The following is a 21,437-nucleotide window of genomic DNA, read 5'->3' on the forward strand; positions in this document are numbered from 1 at the left end:
TCAGCCTTCCTGGGTCGCGGTGGACGGGTGGGACCGTTCGGCGAGGAGCACCAGCGCCTTCTTGTCGACCTTGCCCAGTGGCGTCACGGGGAGGTCGTCGACGAACTCGACGCGGTCGGGGAGCTTGTAGTCGGCCAGCCCACGTTCGTGCAGCGCGCGCTTGAGCTCGGGCAGCGACGGGCGCTGACCGGTCACGACGAGGTACGCGCAGGTGCGCTCCCCGAGGAAGTCGTCCGGTACGCCGACCACCGCGGCGCGCAGGACGCCGGGGCGGGTGAGCAGGTGGCCCTCCACCTCGGCGGCGGAGATCTTGTCGCCGCCCCGGATCACCACGTCCTTGATCCGGCCCTCGACGACCAGGTTCCCGTCGCCGGTCAGCCTGGCGAGGTCGCCGGTGCGGTAGAACCCGTCCTCGGTGAACGCGACCGCGTTGTGCTCCGGTGCGCGGTAGTAGCCCCGCAGGGTGTACGGGCCGCGGGTGAGCAGCTCACCCACTTCGCCGGCGGCGACGTCCCGGCCGTCCGGACCGGCGATCCTGATCTCGTCCTGTTCGGACAGCGGCCTGCCCTGGGTGCCCAGCACCACGTCCGGCGCGTCGCCGGGCCTGGTGAGCGTGAGCAGGCCCTCCGCCATGCCGAAGACCTGCTGGAGCTCGCAGCCGAAGGCCGGCGCGATCCGCTCCGCGACCGAGCGCTGCAGCTTGGCGCCGCCGATCTGGACCACTCGCAGGCTCGACAGGTCGGCGTCGGCCCACTCCCTCGCCTCCAGCCACAGCTGGGCGATGCTGGGCACCAGGGACGTCACGGTGACCCGTTCGCGGGCGACGAGGGCGAAGCAGTCGTCGGCCGTGGGATCGTCGGCGAGCACCACCGTGCCGCCGGAGAGCAGCGTGCCGATCACCCCGGGACATCCCCAGGTGAAGTTGAACTCCAGCGGGAGAACCGCCAGGTAGGTGTCCGACGTGGAGAGTCCGAGCAGTTCCGCCGCGGTCCGCACCTGGTAGACGTAGTCGTCGTGCGTGCGCGGGATGACCTTCGGCAGCGCGGTCGTCCCGCCGGAGAGCAGGAAGAACGCGGCGTCCGACGGGTCCTGCTCCGCCGGGCCGTCCGGTTCGGCGTCCACGGAGGACAGGTCGACCGTGTCCGTGCCGTCGCCGTCCAGGCTGAACAGCAGCCTCAGCGAGGGGACGTCCGCGCGCACGTCCCTCGCCAGCTGGCGGTGGTCGAACCCCCGGTGCACGCCGGGCAGCACGTACGCCACCGCACCGGTGATCCGGCACAGGTGCCCGATCTCCTGCGACCGGTGCGCGGCCAGCGCGAACACGGGCTTGGCACCGAGCCGGAACAGGGCGAAGCACACCACGACGAACTCGGGCACGTTGGGCAGCTGCACCACGACCCGCTCCCCCGCGGCGATGCCGTGCCGGGCGAAGCCCGCGGCCATCCGGTCCACCCGGCGGTCGAGTTCGGCGTAGGACACCCTGCGGTCGCCGTGCACCAGCGCGGTGGCCGGGCCGAACCGGGCGGCCGCGGTCCGCAGCAGGGCGCCGAGGGTCTCCCCGCGCCACAGGCCGGCCGCCCGGTACCGCTCGGCCACGTCATCGGGCCACGGCGTGCATCCGTCCAGCACGTCAGCCCTCCGTTCCCGGCTCGCAGGCGGTGAGGATCTCCACGACCGCGGCACCCATGGACGCGCCCGCTCCCGAGGACAGCAGCAGCACCCGGTCACCGGGGACGACCTGTCCGGAGGTCCACAGGTGTTCCAGGCCGAGGAACACCTCGGTGACCCCGGCGTGCCCCACGTGCCTGATGTAGTCCCAGACGCCCCGGTCGGCGTCGATGCCCAGCGGGGCGAGGAACATCGTCTCCAGCGACTCCCAGCCGAACCCGGGGTGCGCCACCCTGGTGATCTCGTCGAAGGTGGTGCCCGCCTCCTCCAGCACCGCCTCGGTGACCGCGACGATCTTGTCGCCGAAGTAGCCGATGGGCGGGGCCACACCGGCCGCCCACTGCGCGCGCATGTGCTCGCGGCGCTTGTTGAAGTCCAGCGGCTCGCCGACGGTCACCCCTGGCGGGAACAGCGGGTCGCCGCCGCGGTCGAGGGCCTCCATCCGGGCGTCGGACACCGATCCGATCGCCAGCAGCCGGGCGAACCCGCCGGTCCGGGACACGGCCAGCGCGGCAGCGGAGTCGGCCAGCACGAACGCCGACGAGGTCCGCCAGCGGTCCACCAGGGGGATGGAGAAGTTGTCCGCCGCGGTCACCAGTGCGGCCGGGTGGCTGGGATTGGCCAGCAGCCGGGTCGCGGCCAGTTCGAGCGCGGCCAGTCCGCCCAGGCAGCCCTGCCGGACCTCGATGGCCGGGATCGGCCGGTCCAGGGTGTTGTTCAGCACGTAGTGCGCCGGGGACCACGCGTCCGGCCCCTGGTGGTGGGCGTGGCTGTGCAGCAGGACGCCGAAGTCGTCCGCGGCGTGTCCGGATCGCCGGATCGCGGTCCTGGCGGCCTCGACGGCCAGGTCCGGCGCGGGCGTCGACTCGGCGACCGAGACCGCGAGGATGCCCGACGCCTCCCGGTCCGCCTCGTCGTACCAGCCCTGCGCCACCGCGTGCTCGGTGCTCACCCGCTCCGGCACCACGGTGCCGATCCCGGCGAGGTAGACGTTCTCCGTCCTCACGCGGACACCTCTTCCTTGACCTCACCGGCGACCAGGAAGCGGGCGACGCTGTCGAGCTTCTCGCACGTCTCCTCGAACTCCCGGTCGGGCTGGGACTGGCCGACGATCCCCGCGCCGGCGCGCAGCCAGGTCCGTCCGTCCTGGCGGTAGACGGTCCGCAGCACGAGCGCGGCGTCCATCGCGCCGGACTCCTCCACGGTCAGCACCGCGCCGCTGTAGAGCCCGCGCCGCTCGGTCTCGTACCTGCGGATCGCCGTGTACGCGGCCTCCTTGGACACCCCGGACGCGGTCACGGCGGGGAAGACGGCGGCGAAGGCGTCCCACGCGTCGAACCCGGCGGCCAGCCGGCCGGTCACCTGCGAGGCGAGGTGCTGGACGCTGCCCCGCTCCTCCAGCGTCATCAGCTTGCGCACCCCGACCGACTCCGGGTCGCACACGGTGAGCAGTTCGTCGTTGCCGACCTTCACCGAGATCGCGTGCTCGTAGACCTCCTTCTCGGAGGCCAGGAGCTCCTCGCGCAGCCTGCTGTTGGTCGCCGCGTCCGAGGTGAGCGCCCTGGTGCCGGCCAGCGGCTGACTGACGACCTCGCCGTCCTCGGTCACGCTGACCACGATCTCCGGGCTGAACCCGGCGGCCTCCAGGCCGTTCATGCGCAGCAGGAAGGACCGGGCCGGGGTGTTGCGCTGGCGGCCGAGCACGTACGTGCCGACCAGGTCGACGTCCCGGTCCACCTCGACGACCCTGGAGAGGATCACCTTCTGCAACCGCGCCTCGGCGATGTCCCGGACCGCGCCGGAGACCGAGGCGCAGTACTCGTCCCGGCCGGTCCGCCGGACGTCGAGCGGAACCGGGGTCTGCTCCCGGCCGTCCACCGGGGAGGTGAGCAGGTCGACGAGCACCGCGAGGGTGTCCGAGTCCGTGGACCGCACCTGCGCCTGCCCGGAGCTGATCCGCACCTCGCTCTTGGGCACCACCAGGTGCAGCAGCGGCTGGTCGTCCACGTGCTGCCGGTCGCCGTCCTTGGCGTAGGACAGCTCGAACGCCGCGGTGCCGTAGGCACGCCAGCCCCGGACCGGCACCATCGCGAGCAGCTTCCTGACCTGCTCCAACGGCTGGTCGCTCCAGGGCAGTCGCGCGGTCAGCACGCCGCTGAGCCGGGCTCCGTCGCGATCGAGGCGCACGTCGGCGAGCACACCGCCCGCGTAGGACCACAGCCCGTTCTTCTCGTAGACGACGAACTCACCGTGCGGACCGGCTTCGGCCAGACGGGCCGACAAGACCAGCGGCTCCTCCGACACCTCGATCGTCGTCTCGACGTAATGCGGCCAAACCGTCCTGCCCATTCCAGCGACCTCAATTCTATCGACCTGACGACAGGAAAAGGGGGAACACAGTTCTGAATCCGGCGCGGAACACCGGCGCTCACCACGGGCGAGCACACCGCCGAATGGCGGTCAGCGCCAGGACGAGACCACCTCGATCGCCTGCTTCGGATTGAGCCGCGGATCACAAAAACTGGTGTACTTGTCACCGACGTGATCGATCGCCGACTCGTCCGCGACGCACTCGGTGACGTCGTCCGGGGTGGTCTCCAGATGCAGACCGCCCGCCACCGCACGTTCCGCCGACACCACGCGCTGGAATTCGACGACCTCCCGGACGACGGTCTCCACGAACCGCGTCTTCAACCCGTCCGGGCCGTTGACGGTGTTGCCGTGCATGGGGTCGGTGAGCCAGACGACCGGGTGACCCGCCGCGCGGACCGCGGCCACCAGCGGTGGCAGCCGCTCGGCCACGGCCCCGGCGCCCATGCGCGCGATGAGGGTGAGCCTGCCCGGCGTGCGGAAGGGATCGAGCCGCTCGCACAGCGCGACCAGCTCGTCCGCCGCCATCCCCGGCCCCACCTTGCAGGCGACCGGGTTCTCGATCGTCGCCAGCAGGGTCGCGTGCGCCCCGTCCACCTGGTTGGTGCGGTTGCCGATCCACGGCCAGTGCGTCGAGGTCAGCAGCCACCGGCCCAGCTCGTCCTGACGCAGCATCGGCAGCTCGTAGTCGAGCAGCAGCGCCTCGTGGCTGGTCCAGACGGTGGCCTCCGGTCGCGGCAGGCGCTCGTCGTTGCGCAGGCGCAGGTAGTCCATCGCCGCGCTCGCCGCCTCGTAGCCGGTGAGCAACCGCTCCGGGTCCGGCTGGCGGAGCAGGGCGTCCGGTTCCGGGCCGTTGACCATGTGGCCGCGGTAGACCGGCAGGTCCACACCGCCCACCCGCTCGGTCGGCTTCGACCTCGGCTTGCCGAACTGACCCGCGATCCGCCCCACCCGCAGCACGGGGGTGCCGGTGGTCATGGCCAGCGCTCCGGCCAGCACGTCCAGCAGGGCGACCTTCCTGGCCACGTACACCGGGGTGCACTCCGCCGGGTCCTCGGCGCAGTCGCCGGACTGCAGGACGTGGAACTCCCCCACCGCGACCCTGGCGAGCAGGGAGCGCAGTGCGCGGACCTCGTCCCCGCCCACCAGCGGAGGTCTGACGGAGAGCGCCTCCCTGACCATTTTCACGTGCCGACGATCGAGCCATTCCGGCTGTTGCGACGCCGATTCGGCCGACAACACCGACAAGTCACTCTGCACCAGAACCTCCCCCAATGAACTCGGCCCGCCAGGACCGCCGCATTCGGCCTGCGACCGCGGCGATTCGATGACACAACGCTGAATCAGTTCGGCGGGATGAAGTCGATGACTGCCGCCAGCCGTGCGTCGAGATCTATTCGCAAGCTAGCAGAGCACCGGGCATCTGCGAAGGGTGGTCGAGTCGGGTTGTCTCGCCGGCGGGACGAGAATCCTTCCTGCCGCACGTCGAACCATTTCCGGACGTGCCCGTCCGCCGAATGCGATCTCGAACGCGGGTGGTGCGACACCCGGTCGTTGACGGGCCGATCGAACTGGAACTACGCTGGTTGCGGTTCGGTCGGACGGCGGCGCACGAGGAGGCCGAGTTGGCTCTCAGCAGCAGGACCGCGGCGGCGCTCCACGCGCTGACGCTGCTGGCGCGACGGCAGGAGTCGCTGACCTCCACGACGATCGCGGCCAGCATGGCGAGCAACCCGGTCCTGGTCCGGCGCATCCTCGGCAGCCTGCGCGACGCCGGCCTGGTGCACTCCACGGAGGGGCGAGGTGGCGGCTGGAGCCTGGCCCGCGCCCCCAGGGAGATCACGCTCCACGACGCGTACACCGCCGTCGAGAAGGGACCGGTCCTGACGCGGCACGCCCATCCGGCCAGCGGCACGTGCGACGTCGGCCGGCACATGCACGCGCTGCTCGACGCGCAGTTCCGGGAGGCCGAACAGGCCATGGAGGAGCGGCTCGGTCGCACGACCGTCGCCGACCTCGTCCAGCAGGTGCTGGCCAAGGGACGCGAACTCGCACACCAGGACCACTGACCGAGCGGTGGCGGGGGCCGGGCCCCCGCCCTTTTTTTCGGACTTTACCGCAACCGATTCGGTGGCAGTTTCCGTCCGCCCGTCCCCTCCTGAGAGGAATCGCAGAGCCGTGAGCGCTCAACGCAGTCCGTGGCCGGCGCTGTACGCCGTCATCGCCGGGTTCTTCATGCTCGTGCTGGAGATGAACATCGTCGCGGTGGCCAACCCGGCGATCATGACCGACCTGGACGCCGACGTCTCCCAGGCCATCTGGGTCACCAGCGCCTACCTGCTCGCCTACACGGTGCCGCTGCTGGTCGCAGGTCGGCTCGGCGACCGCTTCGGCCCCAAGAACGTCTACCTGCTCGGCCTGGTGGTGTTCACCGGCGCCTCGCTGTGGTGCGGCTCCTCCACCAGCATCGACGAGCTGATCACGGCGCGCGTCGCGCAGGGCCTGGGCGCGGCGCTGATGACGCCGCAGACCATGGCCGTGATCACCCGCACCTTCCCGCCGGCCGAGCGCGGCGCGGCCATGGGCCTGTGGGGCGGCACGGCCGGACTGGCCGCGCTGCTCGGCCCGATCCTCGGCGGCGTCCTGGTCGACTGGCGGGGCTGGGAGTGGATCTTCTACGTGAACGTGCCCGTCGGCGTCGTGGCCTTCGTGCTGGCCGTCTGGCTGGTGCCTGCGCTGGAGACCCGTGAGCACGGGTTCGACCTGACCGGCATGGCGCTGTCCGCGATCGGCCTGTTCCTGGTGGTGTTCGGCGTCCAGGAGGGCAACGCCCGGCACTGGGACGCCGTCACCCGGGTCCTGATCGTCACCGGTGTCGTGGTGCTGGCCCTGTTCGTGCTCACGCAGCTCCGCCACACGGGAGAACCCCTGGTGCCCATGAGCCTGTTCCGGGACCGCAACTTCGCCCTGTCCACCGTGGCCGTCACGTCCATGGCCGCGGCGGTGAACGGCCTGTTCGTGGTCGCCTACTTCTACCTGCAGCAGGTGCGGGACCTGTCCCCGACCGAGTCGGCGACGGTGTTCGCGCCGATGGCGCTGCTCACCGGCGTGCTGGCCCCGGTCGTCGGCAGGATCTCGGACCGCGTGCCGCCGCGGGTGATCCCGACCACCGGCTTCGCCCTGTTCGCCGCGACGCTGTTCACCTTCGCCGCGATCATGACCCCGGACTCGTCGCTCGTCCTGTTCACGATCGTCGGCGCCGTCGCCGGTGTCGCGAACGCCTTCGTCTGGGCGCCCCTCGCGGCCACCGCCATCCGCGGCCTGCCGCCCCGGCAGGCCGGTGCCGGCTCGGGCGTGTTCCTGACCACCCGGCAGATGGGCTTCACGCTCGGCTCCGCCGTCATCGGCGCGCTGCTGTCGGCCCTCATCGCGGCACAGGGGCTGCCGAGCGGCCCGATCGGCGAGAGCGGCGACGGCACCGCCGTGCGAGACCTGCCGCCCGAACTGCGCGACGCGGTCGTGGCGAAGACCAGCACCGCGCTCAGCCAGTCCGCGTACCTGCCCGCGGTGGTCCTGCTGATCGGCCTGGTCGCGTCGGCGCTGTTCACCACCCGGCCCAGCGCCGCCCGCACACCCGCTGCGGAGTCGGAGCGGTCCGCGCCGCCCCGCTGACCACCCCCGCACCACGAACGCCCGAGGAAGGCGCGAACTCCTGGTGGGTCGGAGTTCACGCCTTCCTCAGGTCAGCGGGCGAGCGGTCAGACCGTCTTCATCATCCCGCCGTCGATCACCAGGTTCGCTCCGCTCATGTTGGCCACCCGCCCGGACGCGAGGAACACCACGAGCGCCGCGATCTCCTCGGGGTCGGCGAACTCGCCCGTCGAGGTGCCCACGGTGGCGGGGAGCTTGTCCTTGAACTCCTCCAGCGTGCTGCCCGCCCGCCGGGCGAGCTGCTCCCCCGGTCCACCGGGGGAGTTCCACAGGTCCGTCCACACAGGACCGGGCGAGATCGTGTTCACCCGCAGCCCCTGACCGCCGAACTCCTCGGCGAGCGCCTTGCCGAGGTTCGACACCGCGGCCTTGACCGCGGACTGCGCGACCAGGCGCGGTTGCGGCAGCTTCGCGTTGACCGAACTGATGTTGATCACCGAGCCGCGGCGCTCCAGGAGGCTGGGGATGGCGGCCCGCGTCGCGCGGACGTTCGACATGAACGTCACGTTGAACGTGTGCAACCAGCCCTCGTCGTCGACCTGGAGGAACCCGCCGGGGGGCGTCGAGGTGCCGGCGACGTTGTTGACCAGCAGATCGATTCCGCCGTGCTGGTCCAGGGCGTGCCGCACGACGCGCGCCGGCTCGTCGGGATCACCCAGGTCGACCTCCAGCGCGTCCGGCGTGAGCGCCTTCAACGCGTCGGTGACGGTACGGCTGCCCGCGACGACCGCGTACCCGTCGTCGACGAGCGCTTGGACGATCGCCAGTCCGATCCCCCTTCCCGCTCCGGTCACCACAGCGACACGCTTCGTCTTCGTCGTCATCAGAGAACTTCCTCCACTGCTTCCGCGGGCGATGATCGTGCCGATTCGCAGGCACACGCCCGCACTCCCGGCGACCTGCACCACTCAGAACTGCGACCAGGCACGTGCTTCCGGGCCTCGTCCCGCCGGCGGGACGGGGCGGTGACAGCCGGTCGTGCGGGCGGGATCCACATTTTCATGATCCACGTCAGACCCTACCGATGTGCGGCGACTCCGTGCTCAGCACGTCCTCGGCGGCACGGTCGAGGATGATCACCATCCAGTTCTCCAGGTGGTCGTCCACCCGCTGCGCCGCCGCACGCCAGCGTTCGACGCGTTCCCGCGCCACGGGCACCCGTGGCAGCAACGACGTCAGCGCTGGCACACCCTTCTCGGCCTGCCGGTGAGCACGCAACCGACGGCGCAGCTCGTTGCGCGACCAGCGCTGCTCCTCGGCGCGGTCCAGCCACTCGTCCTGCTCGGCGGTGTCCAGGGACGCGACCTCGGCGTGGTGCTGGAAGCTCAGCAGCTCGCGGCGCCGCTCGATCGAGAAGCGCCGGGCGACCCAGGCGTAGTTGCGCAGCGTCTGGTAGTCGAGGCCGGCGGACTCGATGGCCCGGACGTAGCGGTCGGCGTAGTTCTGCTGACCGCACACCAACCAGTCACCCAGGCACCAGGCCGACGACTCGAGGATGCGCGACAGGTGCACCCCCGCGCGTTCCCAGCTGTGGTAGGTGAGGGCGGCTGGAAAGTGCAGGCCAAGACGGGAGATCAGCACCTGGTCGTCGCGAACCCGCCTCCTCCGCTGCTCCGGCACCGGCTCCAGGTCGCGTCTACCGATTCTCGACACACTTTCCCCTTGGAGTGCTCAAGACTGCCAGTTGGTAAAGTAAAGGTAAAGACTCGTCGATGCGGGTCACACGGCGAGCAGTCTGCACGCCGTACCGACAACTGTGGCGGGACCGAACGCCGCGTCGCGAATGAATGGCTTCCGTCAGCGATCCGGCGTCGCATGCGCCGACGCTGGACCTTCCCAGGTTTCGGCACGTTGAAGTGACCCATGGTCCTCCCCCAAGTCCCCGTGGACCAGCGATTCTAGCATAGCCGTTGAAGAAGACCGGGCATAGCGCGCTCACGGCGGGCGCCGATCGACCAGTACTCCGGATTTCCCATACGAGACGCCTGCGCCCTGTTAGGCTCGCGGCTGCATCCGGTGCGGTTCGAGCACCACACCGGGACTGGGGAGTCCAACTGTGCAACAGCGCGCTCAATGCTGTGGGGAGCAGTCGCGCGGTGCTCGGCGGCTTTGACGTGGAAACAGCACGCCAACACCTCGCTTCGCCTTGTTGAGGCGCTGTTCGGCATGAATTCAGAGGGGACGTCATGACGGGCGAAGATATGACGAGAAGCACGAAGAAAGACGCGAATAGAAGTGGTAGACGTTCGTTCCTCGGGGTGAGCGCGGGACTGGCCGCGGGGGTTGCCGCGTTCCCGCTGCTGGGGGCCGGGAGCGCCGGCGCGACCACCGCGGCCGCCGAGGAGGCCGCCGCGACCGACACCTTCGGGCCGTTCACCGTGTCGTCAGGAGATCCCCGCTACGGCGAGCTGATCACCGGGAACAACCAGCGCTGGGTGGGTTCCCCGGACCACTTCCGGCTCGTCGGCTCGACCCAGCAGGTCGTCGACGCCGTCGACGACGCGGTCAGCACCGGCCGTCGTGTCGCGGTGCGCAGCGGCGGGCACTGCTACGAGGACTTCGTCAGCAACCCCGCCGTCCGCGTCGTGATCGACATGTCGGAGATGGACTCGGTCCACTACGACCCGCAGATGCGGGCGTTCGCCGTCCAGCCCGGCGCGCGGCTGCTGAACCTGTACTCCACGCTGTACAAGGGGTGGGGGGTGACCATTCCCGGCGGCCGGTGCTACTCCGTGGGGGCCGGCGGTCACATCTGCGGCGGTGGCGACGGCCCGCTGGCCCGTCGCCACGGGCTCACCGTCGACCACCTCTACGCCGTCGAGGTGGTCGTGGTCGACCGGTCGGGGAAGGCGCGCAGCGTCGTGGCCACCAGGGAGCCCGACGACCCCCATCGCGACCTGTGGTGGGCGCACACCGGCGGTGGGGGCGGGAACTTCGGCGTGATCACCCGCTACTGGCTGCGCTCGAACGGCGTGGACGGCGCCGATCCGGCCACCGCGCTGCCCAGGCCGCCGTCCACGGTGCTGCTGCACGCAATATCTTTTCCCTGGGCGGAGCTCACCAAGACGCAGTTCACCAGGCTGGTCAAGAACTTCACTTCCTGGCACGAGCTCAACAGCGGTCCCGACTCACCCGGCACGGCGTTGTCGGCATCGCTCGCGCTCAACCACAAGTCCAACGGAAGCGTATCCGTCTTCGCCCAGGTCGACGGGGACGACCCGAACGCCGAGCAGTTGCTGACGGATTTCGTCAAGGTGCTCCGCGACGGTGTGACGACCAGTGTCCGGGCAATGACCGACAATGGCGGCGAATACGGTCCGATGCCTCAACTGGTCAACGCTCAGCGTCTGCCCTGGTTCCACTCCGTTCGACTGCTGGCAACCAATTCACCTATGCTGACCAACCCGACCCTACGTGCCGACCACAAATCTGCGTACCACCGGAAGGGTTACACCGACGCTCAGCTGTCCGTAATCTACAAGCACCTCACCAGCGCCGCGATCGACAACCCGAACGCGATGCTGCTGCTGCTGCCGTACGGTGGAAAGATAAACGCGGTGGACTCCGCCGCGACCGCGGCCCCGCACCGGACGTCGGTGTTCCAGGCGCTCTGCCAGACCTTCTGGTCCACCGCCGCCGACGACGCCAAGAACCTGTCGTGGCTCCGCGGCTTCTACGCCGAGCTCTACGCCGCCACGGGCGGTGTCCCGGTTCCCGACAGCCGCACCGACGGCTGCTACGTCAACTACCCCGACACCGATCTGTCCGATCCGGCCTACAACTCCTCGAACGTCCCGTGGCACGACCTGTACTACAAGTCCAACTACCCCCGCTTGCAGCAGGTCAAGGCCAAGTGGGACCCCAAGGACGTCTTCCAGCACTCCCAGTCGGTCCGGCTCCCGTCCTGACGACCTCCTCCCGTCGGGGTCACCGGCTCGTCCGGTGATGGTGATCCCGACGGTGGTTCTGCCGCACCGGTTCGACGAAGCCCGGTGCGGCAGACCGCGGTCGTGCGCCGGTGACGGTGTCGTGGAACCGCGCGACACCGCAGAGCGGCGCGTGCGGTGCGGCACGGCACGGCTGAAGCTGGCGACGCACCACCCGACCGCCCGGTCGCTGACGCTCGACAGCACCCGCCAGTCCTGTGTGGACCCGATCGACCGGCTGGTCGTCCTCGTGCGCTCCCACCCGGACCTGGACACGGTTCCCGGCCTCCTGGCACACACCGAGGACGGCGTCGCCTGGTCGGCGACCCGGGGTCAGAGACAAGATCTGCAAGCGCTCGACGCGACGGCGGGAGTGCCGGACACGGGCCGGGGAACACCGGGACCGACGCACGCGCCTTCGCTGCGGGGCGGTCGCTGCACGAGATGTCGGCAACCGCCGGGAGGTGGTGCCGACGGCGATCCGACTTTCGGTGCGGTCTCTCTCGCCGCCGCTGGTGGTTGCCGGCCCGCGTGAGTCGTGCGTCCGGGACAGAAGCCGGTCGGACACACCCGTGGCACCTGCCGCACCCGCGTCGGCAACGCGGTGGGGAACGTGATCGACCCGGACCGGGGCGCAGCGCTCTGCGCGTCGCCTCCACGTGTACGTTCACCTGCCGAGGGGCATCCGGTCCGGCGTCGACCTCGTGAAGGTGGTTCGGGTGGATCCGTGGCGTGACAGACCTGGTGTGGCGGTGGTCGTTCATCCGGGCGCCGTGGTGGATCACTCCGGATTGCGGGATCTGGTGTCGCGCAGCGCCCAGGACCGCGGCTGGTGCGAGCCGCAGTGGTTCGAGACCACCCGTGACGATGCCGGGACGGGGGTGACGGCACTCGCCCTGCGAGGCCGCCCGCGCCTGGTCCTGGCGTGCGGTGGGGACGGCACGGTGAACGCGGTGGCCGCCGGGTTGGCGCACACCGGGGTGGCGATGGGAATAGTCCCGATCGGCACGGGGAACCTCGTGGCCCGGAACCTGGGGATCGGCAGCGGGGTGCAGGACGCCGTCGCGTCCGCGTTCGACGGTGCGGACCGCCGCATCGACATGGGCCTGCTGGACGAACGCCCCTTCGTCGGCATGGGCGGGATCGGTCTGGACGCGGAGATGGTCCGCGACACCTCGCCCAGGATGAAGCGTCTCCTGGGGTGGCCCGCATACGTACCGGCGGTCCTCAAGGGTCTGCGATCGGGCGCGAGTCGGGTGTCTGTCCGGTTGGACGACGGCCGCTGGCTGACCCGCCGCGTCCTGGGGGCGGTCATCGGCAACGTAGGCGCCTTGCAGGGCGGGGTTTCCCTCTTGCCGGACGCGGATCCCGCCGACGGGCTCCTGGACCTGGTGTTGCTGCGTGACGTGCACGCCGGGGGTTGGCTTGTCACGGCGGGGAGCCTGATCGGGTCCCGCCGGGTGGACGGGCCGGCGGTGGAGCGGTTCCGGTTCCGGCGCTTGGAGTTGCGCAGCAGTCGCACCAAACCGTTCGAGGTGGACGGAGAAGTCTGCGGGACGACCAGGTCGCTGAAGGCCCAGGTGGACCCCGGAGCGCTCGTCGTCAAGGTGCCGGCATGAACTCGGCGACCGCGAGGGTGCTGGTGCGGCAGCTGCGGGAGCGCGACGCCCTCGAACCTGCCGAGAATCTCGTCTGTGCGGGTAGAGGCCGTACGAGCCCAAGAGGCGTCGAACACTCACGGCGACGGCTGCCATCCGCCGAGACGCCGACCGGCACGGCATGACGACCGGCCGTGCGGACGACGCTGTCAGCAGGCACAGGGCGCCAGCGGCGGTGGGAGCGGTCGACCACGGCCGCGAAAGGGTGACCCCACGTGGGAGCAGACGATCGTCTGCTCCCAGTCTGCTCCCGTGGACGCAGAACGGCCCGCCGGTGGTGTTCACCGACGGGCCGTTCTGACCAGCAAACATAACTGGTGGGCGATACTGGGATTGAACCAGTGACCCCTACCGTGTCAAGGTAGTGCTCTCCCACTGAGCTAATCGCCCGAGGCGGAGACGGGAATCGAACCCGTGTACAGGGCTTTGCAGGCCCTTGCCTAAGCCACTCGGCCACTCCGCCGTTGCCCTGAGGACCAGCCGCAGGACAATGGCCTGAGCCAGAGGACTCTCTGCCGAGCGGATGACGAGACTCGAACTCGCGACCCTCACCTTGGCAAGGTGATGCGCTACCAACTGCGCTACATCCGCATGCCTCACGGATTTCAAGAACACCCGCACCCTTTTGGGGCTTGTGTTGTTCCGGTCTTCCGTGGTGCGAGAGGAACTTTATCCGAAGCCCGGCGCACGAATCAAATCGGGGTCCTCTGCCTCTCCCGACAGCGCCGTGACCTGCGGTTTCAGCTCAGATCGTTGGAGATGAGGTAGGTGAGAGCCTCGTCGACGTTGACCCAGAGGTGCTCGTTGCCGGGCACCACGACGTCGTAGGTGCGATCCAGGAAGTCGGCCAGCTCCTGCGCGGCCGCCTCGAACGCGGCGTGGCCGGACGGAGAGCTGAGTTCGATCACGACGACCTCGGGGTCGTCCACCGCCGGCCTGATCCGGACGTCACCGTCACCGGCGTCGGCGATCAGGCCGTCGGCCAGGAGGTCTCGGGCGAACACCCACTCCACCCATCCGGCGCGGCCGGTGCGGAAGGCCGCCACCACGGCGTAGGGGTCCTTGGTGTCGTAGCGCAGCTCCACCTGCACGGGAACCGCGGGAGTCCGCGGTGCCAGCAGGTCGAAGACCGCTGTTGAACGGAGCGTCACATGGTCATTGCGCATCGTCGTTACCCTTCTTCTCCCTTTCCGTTCAAGGAAACGACCGAGCCCTGCCGCTGTGACGTCTCTGTGGTCAGAAACGCGTGCAATTGGACTCCACGTCACCCGTACGGGCCACAAGTATCTCTCATCGCGACTAGATAGTAACCCTGAGTCACCATCCTGTACACAGTGGCCACCATCTTGCTGGGTTTAACCTGAACCCGGTACCGGCTGTTGCGCGAATGTTGGACGTGAGGATCTCTCTGGTGGCTGACCCGCCCGCACCACCGCCGCAACGCGGACCCGACGACACCGGCACGACCGGGGCCGTGCGCGGTAGCGGCGCGCTGTCCGACGCAGAACTCGTCGCGCGACTCGCCGGGGGCGACAGGTCCGCCTTCGGCGCCCTGTACGACCGCTACAGCAGGCCCGCCTACTCCCTCGCCAAGCGCATCTGCGTCGACCCGGAACTCGCCGAGGACGTCGTGCAGGAGGCGTTCCTCGCGCTGTGGCGCGCCCCGAGCCGCTTCGACTCCTCGCGCGGAGGCTTCGGCACCTGGCTGATGACGGTCGTGCACCACCGCGCCGTGGACACCGTGCGCCGGGAGAACACCCAGCGGCGACGCACCGTGCCGCTGACCGACGAGCTGTCCGAGCGGAGCGGGTCCCCCGCGCGGGGCTCGGACCACGAGGCTCTCGCCGGCGTCGTCAGCGCCGAGGTGCGGGAGGCCCTGACACGACTGCCGGAGGACCAGCGCCAGGTGATCGCCCTGGCCTACCTCGGCGGCTACACGCAGACGGAGGTCGCGACGCTGACCGGGGTGCCGCTCGGCACGGTCAAGTCGAGGACGTTCGCGGCGATCCGCCGGTTGCGCGGATCGATGGCGGCCCTCTGGGCAGCGGAGACCGGCGACACGCCGGACCGGACGACGGGAGCGCGGTGGTGACCGGGGAGCGCAGGGACGAGCGGTGCCCTCACGAGGAGCTCGCGGTCGGCTGGGCGATGCACGCCCTGGAGCCGGACCAGGAGGTGCTGCTGCGCGAGCACCTCGACGGCTGCGAGCGGTGCGGGCTCACCGTCCGCTCGACGGAGCAGGTGACAGCGGCCCTGGGCGGCGCGGTGCGTCAGGAGGACCCACCAGCGCGGCTCCGGGAGCGGCTGATGGCCGCGATCGAGGACACTCCGCAGGAGGAGCCGGTGACGGGTCCTCGGCTCGTGCACTCCGCGCCGGACGGGCCGGTGGCCACTCGCGCCGGTGGGCGGAGGCGGCGGACGGGAGTGCTGCTGGCGGCAGCGGCCGTGGTCCTCGTGGCGGCCGCCGGAGGGGTCGTGGGCGTCCAGGTGGATCGGCTCAACCAGCGCGTGGAGGCACAGGCGTCGAGGACCGACCAGTTGGAGCACGCGCTGCGCGTCGCCGCCGATCCGACGACCGACCGGGCCGTGCTGCGCACCCCGTCGGGCGAGACGACGGCGGTCCTGCTGTCCGGCACCGACGAGGCCGCCGTGATGCCGATGGAGCTGAACGCCAACGACGCGCAGCACCAGGTCTACGTCGTCTGGGGCACGAGCACCACCGATCCGGTGCCTCTGGCGACGTTCGACGTGCGACCGGGGTCGACCGACGCGACGCTCCTGACCTGGTCGCCGGACGCGCACGCGCACAGCGGTTTCGCGATATCACTGGAGCCGGGGCGTTCCGCACCCGCGGCACCGTCGAGTGTGGTTGCATCGGGTCAGGTGCAGGCAGCATGAACAGCGGGGATCACCGGATGTCGACCGATCAGCACGACGACACGACCACGCGCGTGGGGAAGAGAGCGCACGGGTTCCGCGAGTGGTTCCGGCGGAATCCCGCGCTGAACCTCGCCTACCGCATCGGTGTGGGCGTGATCGGCGCGGTGGTGCTCGTCGGCGGCATCCTGATGATCCCCTACCCCGGCCCCGGCTGGCTGGTCGTGTTCGCCGGGCTGGCGATCCTGGCGAGCGAGTTCAGCTGGGCCGAGCGCGTCCTCGCGTTCGCCAAGGGCTACTACGACAGGTGGGTCGACTGGCTGAAGCGCCAGCCCCTGGCGATCCGTCTGCTCGTGCTCGCCGCGACCGGCCTGTTCGTGCTGGCGACCTGCTACCTGCTCAACGTGTTCGCGCTGGTGGGAGGCTGGTTCGGCCTCCACCAGACGTGGTTGGAGAGCCCGATTTTTGGTCACGGGGGTTGATGTTGTAGGGTATGGACACACCGCGAGAGCGGGGAGAAGAAAGAACAAGGGCGTTTAGCTCAGCGGGAGAGCGCTTCGTTCACACCGAAGAGGTCACTGGTTCGATCCCAGTATCGCCCACATCACGACGGAAGCCCCCGACCATCACGGTCGGGGGCTTCCGTCGTTGTGCCCTGCCGTTCTGGCGCGTCTGCGCCGCGGCGGTCGACGTGATCGGCCGTCGTGGCGACCACTCCCTTCCTGGTCGGGCGACCGCGTGACCGTGCCATGCGTTCGGCGCATGGCTGCCGTGCTCGAACATCGCTTGTGCACGCGGCTCCGTCGGCAGATGGTGGAAGGCGTCCCACCGGAGACGACGGGGAGAGAACGATGAACTCGTCAGGAGACGACATCACCGGGCGGGCGGACGGACTTCTGCTGGTCGCCACCGACGGGTCTGCCGCATCGCCGGGGCACGACCGGAGCAGTGTCGGGAACGGCGAGCGGAGGCGCGGACGACGGGACGGCGGGTGTTGATCGCCAGCACCGGTGCGGAACCGGCGGACGTCGTGCGGTTCAGCAGCCGGAGCAGCCGCGTCGTCGTGGCCGCTCGGTGCGCACCGCGTGCGGGCACCGAGGCCCAGCGGCTCACCGGCGCGGTCGCGTTCCCCCGCGACATCACCGAGCGGGAGCAGGTGACGCGTTCGCTGGAGTTCGTCGAGGCCGAGCACCTCGACCTCGACACGGCTCTGCTCGACGCCGGGTGACCCGCACCCACCGGCCGCTCGGCACCGAGGACGCGTGCGCGGAGGCCCAGATGCGCACGAACCACCTCCGGCCGTCCGGCTGATCAGCGGTTTCGCGTCGCTGCTCCAGCGCCGAGCCGATCCTGTCCCGATCGCGACCACCTCGGGGTCGTCTTCTCCTCGCACATCGCGAAACCGGCCTCCGCGCCACCACGGCGGCGCCGCACCGGCCGGTCGGGCCGGTGCGGCTGACACCACCAGCGCACGCCCCCCACGGCACCGGCATCCGGTGCCTTCCCCCTTCACGACGTCCAGAACCACAGGAGAACGTTCCATGACCACCTGGCTCATCACCGGAGCATCCCGCGGCCTCGGCCGGGAAATCGCCGAGCAGGCCCTCGGGCGGGGCGATCGGGTCGCCGCCACGCTGCGTCGGCCCGAACAGCTCGACGACCTCGCCGAGCAGTACGGCGACCTGTTGTGGCGCAGCCGCCTCGACGTGACCGACACAGCCCGGGTCGAGGAGGTGGTGGCCAAGGCGTTCGCCGAGCACGAGCGCATCGACGTGGTCGTCTCCAACGCCGGTTTCGGCGTGTTCGGCGCGGCCGAGGACCTCAGCGACGCACAGGTCGAGCAGATGATCGCCACCAATCTCACCGGCTCGATCCAGTTCGCCCGCCGTGTGGTCCCGCACCTGCGCGAGCAGGGGGGAGGCGTGCTCGTGCAGTTGTCGAGCATGGGCGGTCACATCACCTTCCCCGGTTTCGCGATCTACCACGCCACCAAGTGGGGGATCGAGGGGTACTTCGAGACGTTGGCGGCCGAGGTCGCCCCGTTCGGGATCAAGACGGTGCTGGTGGAGCCCGGCAGGGTCCGGACGAGCTTCTACGAGGCGGCCGAGCGGGTTCCGCTCAGCGAGCCCTACCGCGGCGGCCCGGCGGACTCCCCCGAGGCCAAGGTCGAGGACATGGTCGCCAGCCAGTCCGGTGTCGCGCACGCCACCATCGAGGCAGCGCTGTCGGAGGACCCGCCGCTGCGCCTGCTGCTGAACTCCGACGCCTACGAGGCCGTCACCACCACGGTGCAGGACCGGCTCGCCTCGCTGCGGCGGCAACGCGACTCCGCCTACGCCGCGGACGCCGAGTACACGGCGCTCGGCGGCTGAGCGGCAGACCGAGGCGGCACCGGTCTTCGCGCCGCGCGCGGTCCGCGGCGCCGTGTCCGATCGCCACCACGGCGGCCGTGGTGGCGATCGGGGGTTTCGCGCGTGGCGCACGAGCCACGCGGGGCGCGGGCCCGTCCGGGACTCCTGGCCGCGCGTGCGCGGGCCCGCACTGGTGTCGCGGAGCGGGACCGCGCTGGTCACGACCGCTGAGCGGTCGTCCGGCGCGCAGGCCGTGCTCCAGGCGGTGCGGGCCGAACCGCCGGACTCGTCCGGGGCCGCGCCGCGCCCGCGGGACGGACCCGCGTGCGCGGCGGTCCGGTTCGGCGCGGGTCGTGGACACCGGCGCGACCTCGCCGGGAGGAGCGCTTCCGTCAGTTCCTCGTGGTGGCGCGGCCGAGGCGCAGCGCCGAGACGAGGAAGAAGATCCCTCCCACCAGGGCGTAGCCGGCCAGGGTGCTCAGCGACGCTCCTCCGGTGGATGCCTGGAGGTAGAACGTCGTCCCGGCCACCGCGGAGAGACCTCCACTGGCGATCATCGCCCACTGGCCGCCCAGCGTGCGGCGGCTGATGCCCACGACGAGCTGGACGAGGCCCGACACGATCGCCCAGACGCCCCACACGCGCAGGACCGCCGGCACACCGGACGTGACGGCCACCGCCAGGCCGACGCCGGCGAGCGAACTGATCGCGATGTTCGCGTGGAGACCCGCAGCTGGCCCGCTGGCCCTGGACGAGCGGGCGTCCACGACCGCGGCGGCCACGTCGAACAGCGGGTACAGCACGAGCAGCGCCGCGCTCACCGGGCCGAGGCCCGAGGCGGTGGCGAACAGCGCGCCCGCCCAGACGAGGGCGAAGCCGAAGCGCACGAGGTACAGCCGCCGGAGAGCTGACGCGATTCCGGGCGGGGTCGATGTGGCGGTGGTGGTCATGGTGGTTCCTCCGGGGGTGCGATCGACGGGAGAGCGGTCTGCGCGGGGAGAGGGGGAGCGAAGTGCGGTCTTCCTCCGCCGGCCGTCTGGCCACTAGGTAGAGTTACTAGTACGTCTACCTGATGTGACCACTTTCTACCCCACTCCCCCCGCACCGCGAGAGGATGTGATGCGCGTCATGGACGACGCGGTCGAACGGTCGGCCCCGACCGATCGGCCGACCCGAGGCGGGCACCCGGCCACGACCACACCGGTTCCCCGCCCGGCAGCGGTCGCGTCGCGCTCCCCGAGGCGGCTCTTCGCGCGGCGGACACCTCCGTCGCGGCCGGTGGTTCACCCACCCGGAGCGATCACCGTTGCCAGAACACGCCCAGGCCCCACTCGGTCGATCGGCAGCGCCACGACCTGCGACGACATGCTCAGGACACCCCGATTGTGAATCCTCATGCACTCTCGTGCATAATTACAGGCGTGTCCAAGGTGCTCACTTCACTCCCCGTCGGCGAACGCGTCGGCATCGCCTTCTCCGGTGGCCTCGACACTTCGGTGGCGGTCGCGTGGATGCGTGAGAAGGGCGCGGTGCCGTGCACGTACACGGCCGACATCGGTCAGTACGACGAACCCGACACGGCCTCGGTGCCGGGGCGCGCCTCGACGTACGGCGCGGAGCTCGCCCGCCTGGTCGACTGCCGCGCGGCCCTCGTCGAGGAGGGGCTCGCGGCGCTGGCCTGCGGCGCCTTCCACATCCGGTCCGGCAGCCGCGCCTACTTCAACACGACTCCGCTCGGGCGGGCCGTCACGGGCACCATGCTCGTGCGCGCCATGCTCGACGACGACGTCCAGATCTGGGGCGACGGCTCCACCTACAAGGGCAACGACATCGAGCGGTTCTACCGCTACGGCCTGCTCGCCAACCCCTCCCTGCGCATCTACAAGCCGTGGCTAGACGCCGACTTCGTCAGCGAGCTCGGCGGGCGCACGGAGATGTCCGAGTGGTTGCTCGCCCGCGACCTGCCCTACCGGGCCAGCACCGAGAAGGCGTACTCCACCGACGCGAACATCTGGGGCGCGACGCACGAGGCCAAGGCGCTCGAACAGCTCGACGCCGGCATCGAGATCGTCGAGCCGATCATGGGCGTGCGGTTCTGGGACCCCGCCGTCGAGATCGCCACCGAGGACGTCACGATCGGGTTCGAGCAGGGCCGCCCCGTGACGATCAACGGCAAGGAGTTCGGCTCCGCGGTCGACCTGGTGCTGGAGGCCAACGCCATCGGCGGCCGGCACGGCCTGGGCATGTCCGACCAGATCGAGAACCGCGTCATCGAGGCCAAGAGCCGGGGCATCTACGAGGCTCCGGGCATGGCGCTGCTGCACGCGGCCTACGAGCGGCTGGTCAACGCCATCCACAACGAGGACACCCTCGCGGCGTACCACACCGAGGGGCGGAAGCTGGGCCGGCTGCTCTACGAGGGCCGCTGGCTGGACCCGCAGGCGCTGATGGTGCGCGAGTCGTTGCAGCGCTGGGTCGGCACCGCGATCACCGGCGAGGTGACGCTGCGCCTGCGGCGCGGTGACGACTACTCCGTCCTGGACACGACCGGTGCCGCGTTCAGCTACCACCCGGACAAGCTCTCCATGGAGCGGACCGAGGACTCGGCCTTCGGGCCGGTCGACCGCATCGGCCAGCTCACCATGCGCAACCTCGACATCGCCGACTCGCGCGCCAAGCTGGAGCAGTACGCCGGGCTCGGCATGATCGGCAGCGGCCACTCGACGCTGCTCGGGGCCGGGCAGGTGGCGCCGACCGAGCTGATCGGCGCGATGCCGCACGGCGGGGCCGAGGCGATCGCCTCCCGCGGCCACGTCGCCGACGACGAGATGCTCGACCACGCCGCGCTGGAAGCCGGCAACGACTGACACGACGGC

At 70.5% G+C, this 21,437-nt stretch carries 18 protein-coding genes and 4 tRNA genes; 11 read left to right on the forward strand and 11 right to left on the reverse strand.

All coding sequences use genetic code 11. From position 1 onward, the window contains the following. The 4 genes from IMZ35_RS07975 to IMZ35_RS07990 form a co-directional block, all read right to left on the reverse strand. Complete coding sequence (locus tag IMZ35_RS07975) at positions 1–1,629, reverse strand: (2,3-dihydroxybenzoyl)adenylate synthase (RefSeq protein WP_307867849.1); 1,629 nt, start codon at positions 1,627–1,629, stop codon at positions 1–3. A gap of 1 nt (position 1,630) precedes the next feature. Next, positions 1,631–2,674, reverse strand: a complete 1,044-nt coding sequence (locus tag IMZ35_RS30475) for a ketoacyl-ACP synthase III family protein (RefSeq protein WP_199440251.1) — start codon at positions 2,672–2,674, stop codon at positions 1,631–1,633. Continuing rightward, a complete protein-coding gene (locus tag IMZ35_RS07985) occupies positions 2,671–4,017 on the reverse strand; it encodes a salicylate synthase (protein ID WP_199440252.1) in 1,347 nt (448 codons plus the stop codon). The genes IMZ35_RS30475 and IMZ35_RS07985 overlap by 4 nt, the downstream gene beginning before the upstream one ends. A 111-nt stretch (positions 4,018–4,128) precedes the next feature. Next, a complete protein-coding gene (locus tag IMZ35_RS07990; RefSeq protein ID WP_307867850.1) occupies positions 4,129–5,298 on the reverse strand; it encodes a 3-deoxy-7-phosphoheptulonate synthase in 1,170 nt (389 codons plus the stop codon). 365 nt (positions 5,299–5,663) lie between these two features. On the opposite strand from IMZ35_RS07990, the gene IMZ35_RS07995 reads away from it, so the two are divergent. Both IMZ35_RS07995 and IMZ35_RS08000 read left to right on the forward strand, forming a co-directional pair. Continuing rightward, positions 5,664–6,107, forward strand: a complete 444-nt coding sequence (locus IMZ35_RS07995; protein WP_229370890.1) for an Rrf2 family transcriptional regulator — start codon at positions 5,664–5,666, stop codon at positions 6,105–6,107. A 109-nt stretch (positions 6,108–6,216) separates the two neighbouring features. Continuing rightward, entirely contained in the window at positions 6,217–7,710 is a 1,494-nt protein-coding gene (locus IMZ35_RS08000) for a DHA2 family efflux MFS transporter permease subunit (RefSeq protein WP_199440254.1), read from the forward strand. An 86-nt stretch (positions 7,711–7,796) separates the two neighbouring features. Here IMZ35_RS08000 and IMZ35_RS08005 read toward each other — a convergent pair whose 3' ends face one another. Further along, a complete protein-coding gene (locus IMZ35_RS08005; RefSeq protein ID WP_229370892.1) occupies positions 7,797–8,573 on the reverse strand; it encodes an SDR family NAD(P)-dependent oxidoreductase in 777 nt (258 codons plus the stop codon). A 187-nt stretch (positions 8,574–8,760) separates the two neighbouring features. Next, positions 8,761–9,402 (reverse strand): LmbU family transcriptional regulator, encoded by a 642-nt coding sequence (locus IMZ35_RS08010; protein WP_307867851.1) that lies wholly within the window; start codon positions 9,400–9,402, stop codon positions 8,761–8,763. A 605-nt stretch (positions 9,403–10,007) separates the two neighbouring features. On the opposite strand from IMZ35_RS08010, the gene IMZ35_RS08015 reads away from it, so the two are divergent. Together IMZ35_RS08015 and IMZ35_RS08020 are read left to right on the forward strand one after the other, a co-directional pair. Then, the gene (locus tag IMZ35_RS08015; RefSeq protein WP_307867852.1) at positions 10,008–11,657 is read left to right on the forward strand and encodes an FAD-binding oxidoreductase; all 1,650 of its coding nucleotides are present in this window, start codon (positions 10,008–10,010) and stop codon (positions 11,655–11,657) included. 737 nt (positions 11,658–12,394) lie between these two features. Next, positions 12,395–13,294, forward strand: coding sequence for a diacylglycerol/lipid kinase family protein (locus IMZ35_RS08020; RefSeq protein WP_199440255.1), 900 nt, complete (start codon positions 12,395–12,397; stop codon positions 13,292–13,294). A 354-nt stretch (positions 13,295–13,648) separates the two neighbouring features. Here IMZ35_RS08020 and IMZ35_RS08025 read toward each other — a convergent pair. The 4 genes from IMZ35_RS08025 to IMZ35_RS08040 form a co-directional block, all read right to left on the reverse strand. Beyond that, a tRNA-Val gene (locus IMZ35_RS08025) sits at positions 13,649–13,723 on the reverse strand. 1 nt (position 13,724) lies between these two features. Next, positions 13,725–13,796, reverse strand: a tRNA-Cys gene (locus tag IMZ35_RS08030). A 55-nt stretch (positions 13,797–13,851) separates the two neighbouring features. Beyond that, positions 13,852–13,924 (reverse strand) — tRNA-Gly (locus IMZ35_RS08035). A 149-nt stretch (positions 13,925–14,073) separates the two neighbouring features. Then, complete coding sequence (locus IMZ35_RS08040) at positions 14,074–14,499, reverse strand: SsgA family sporulation/cell division regulator (RefSeq protein ID WP_199440256.1); 426 nt, start codon at positions 14,497–14,499, stop codon at positions 14,074–14,076. Positions 14,500–14,744: 245 nt separating this feature from the next. Here IMZ35_RS08040 and IMZ35_RS08045 point away from each other — a divergent pair, with 245 nt between their 5' ends. The 6 genes from IMZ35_RS08045 to IMZ35_RS08070 all read left to right on the forward strand — a co-directional run bounded on the left by IMZ35_RS08045 (position 14,745) and on the right by IMZ35_RS08070 (position 18,582). Next, on the forward strand, positions 14,745–15,425 hold the full coding sequence (locus IMZ35_RS08045) for an RNA polymerase sigma factor (RefSeq protein ID WP_307867853.1): 681 nt from the start codon (positions 14,745–14,747) through the stop codon (positions 15,423–15,425). Continuing rightward, a complete protein-coding gene (locus tag IMZ35_RS08050) occupies positions 15,422–16,231 on the forward strand; it encodes an anti-sigma factor (RefSeq protein WP_199440258.1) in 810 nt (269 codons plus the stop codon). Before IMZ35_RS08045 ends, IMZ35_RS08050 begins: the two co-directional genes overlap by 4 nt. Positions 16,232–16,248: 17 nt before the next feature. Beyond that, positions 16,249–16,692: a TIGR02611 family protein gene (locus tag IMZ35_RS08055; protein WP_199440259.1), complete on the forward strand. Its 444-nt coding sequence runs from the start codon at positions 16,249–16,251 to the stop codon at positions 16,690–16,692. 48 nt (positions 16,693–16,740) lie between these two features. Continuing rightward, a tRNA-Val gene (locus tag IMZ35_RS08060) sits at positions 16,741–16,812 on the forward strand. Positions 16,813–17,201: 389 nt separating this feature from the next. Beyond that, entirely contained in the window at positions 17,202–17,438 is a 237-nt protein-coding gene (locus tag IMZ35_RS08065) for a Rossmann-fold NAD(P)-binding domain-containing protein (protein ID WP_199440260.1), read from the forward strand. Positions 17,439–17,751: 313 nt separating this feature from the next. Further along, positions 17,752–18,582, forward strand: a complete 831-nt coding sequence (locus IMZ35_RS08070; protein WP_199440261.1) for an SDR family oxidoreductase — start codon at positions 17,752–17,754, stop codon at positions 18,580–18,582. A 371-nt stretch (positions 18,583–18,953) separates the two neighbouring features. Here the strand turns inward: IMZ35_RS08070 and IMZ35_RS08075 are convergent, their stop codons facing one another. Next, positions 18,954–19,511 (reverse strand): hypothetical protein, encoded by a 558-nt coding sequence (locus IMZ35_RS08075; RefSeq protein ID WP_199440262.1) that lies wholly within the window; start codon positions 19,509–19,511, stop codon positions 18,954–18,956. Between the two features lie 471 nt (positions 19,512–19,982). Between IMZ35_RS08075 and argG the strand changes: the two genes are divergently transcribed. Next, a complete protein-coding gene (argG, locus tag IMZ35_RS08080) occupies positions 19,983–21,428 on the forward strand; it encodes an argininosuccinate synthase (RefSeq protein ID WP_199440263.1) in 1,446 nt (481 codons plus the stop codon). Positions 21,429–21,437: the final 9 nt, after the last annotated feature.

Source organism: Umezawaea beigongshangensis (assembly GCF_016464305.1).
Lineage (GTDB): Bacteria > Actinomycetota > Actinomycetes > Mycobacteriales > Pseudonocardiaceae > Umezawaea_A > Umezawaea_A beigongshangensis.

What these genes read in the sequence shown, in the direction of transcription:
- IMZ35_RS07985 (WP_199440252.1), bottom strand. Translation starts at nt 4,017, where the DNA reads ATGGGCAGGACGGTTTGGCCGCATTACGTCGAGACGACGATCGAGGTG.
- IMZ35_RS08005 (WP_229370892.1), bottom strand. Translation starts at nt 8,573, where the DNA reads ATGACGACGAAGACGAAGCGTGTCGCTGTGGTGACCGGAGCGGGAAGG.
- IMZ35_RS08040 (WP_199440256.1), bottom strand. Translation starts at nt 14,499, where the DNA reads ATGCGCAATGACCATGTGACGCTCCGTTCAACAGCGGTCTTCGACCTG.
- IMZ35_RS08055 (WP_199440259.1), top strand. Translation starts at nt 16,249, where the DNA reads ATGTCGACCGATCAGCACGACGACACGACCACGCGCGTGGGGAAGAGA.
- IMZ35_RS08070 (WP_199440261.1), top strand. Translation starts at nt 17,752, where the DNA reads ATGACCACCTGGCTCATCACCGGAGCATCCCGCGGCCTCGGCCGGGAA.
- IMZ35_RS08075 (WP_199440262.1), bottom strand. Translation starts at nt 19,511, where the DNA reads ATGACCACCACCGCCACATCGACCCCGCCCGGAATCGCGTCAGCTCTC.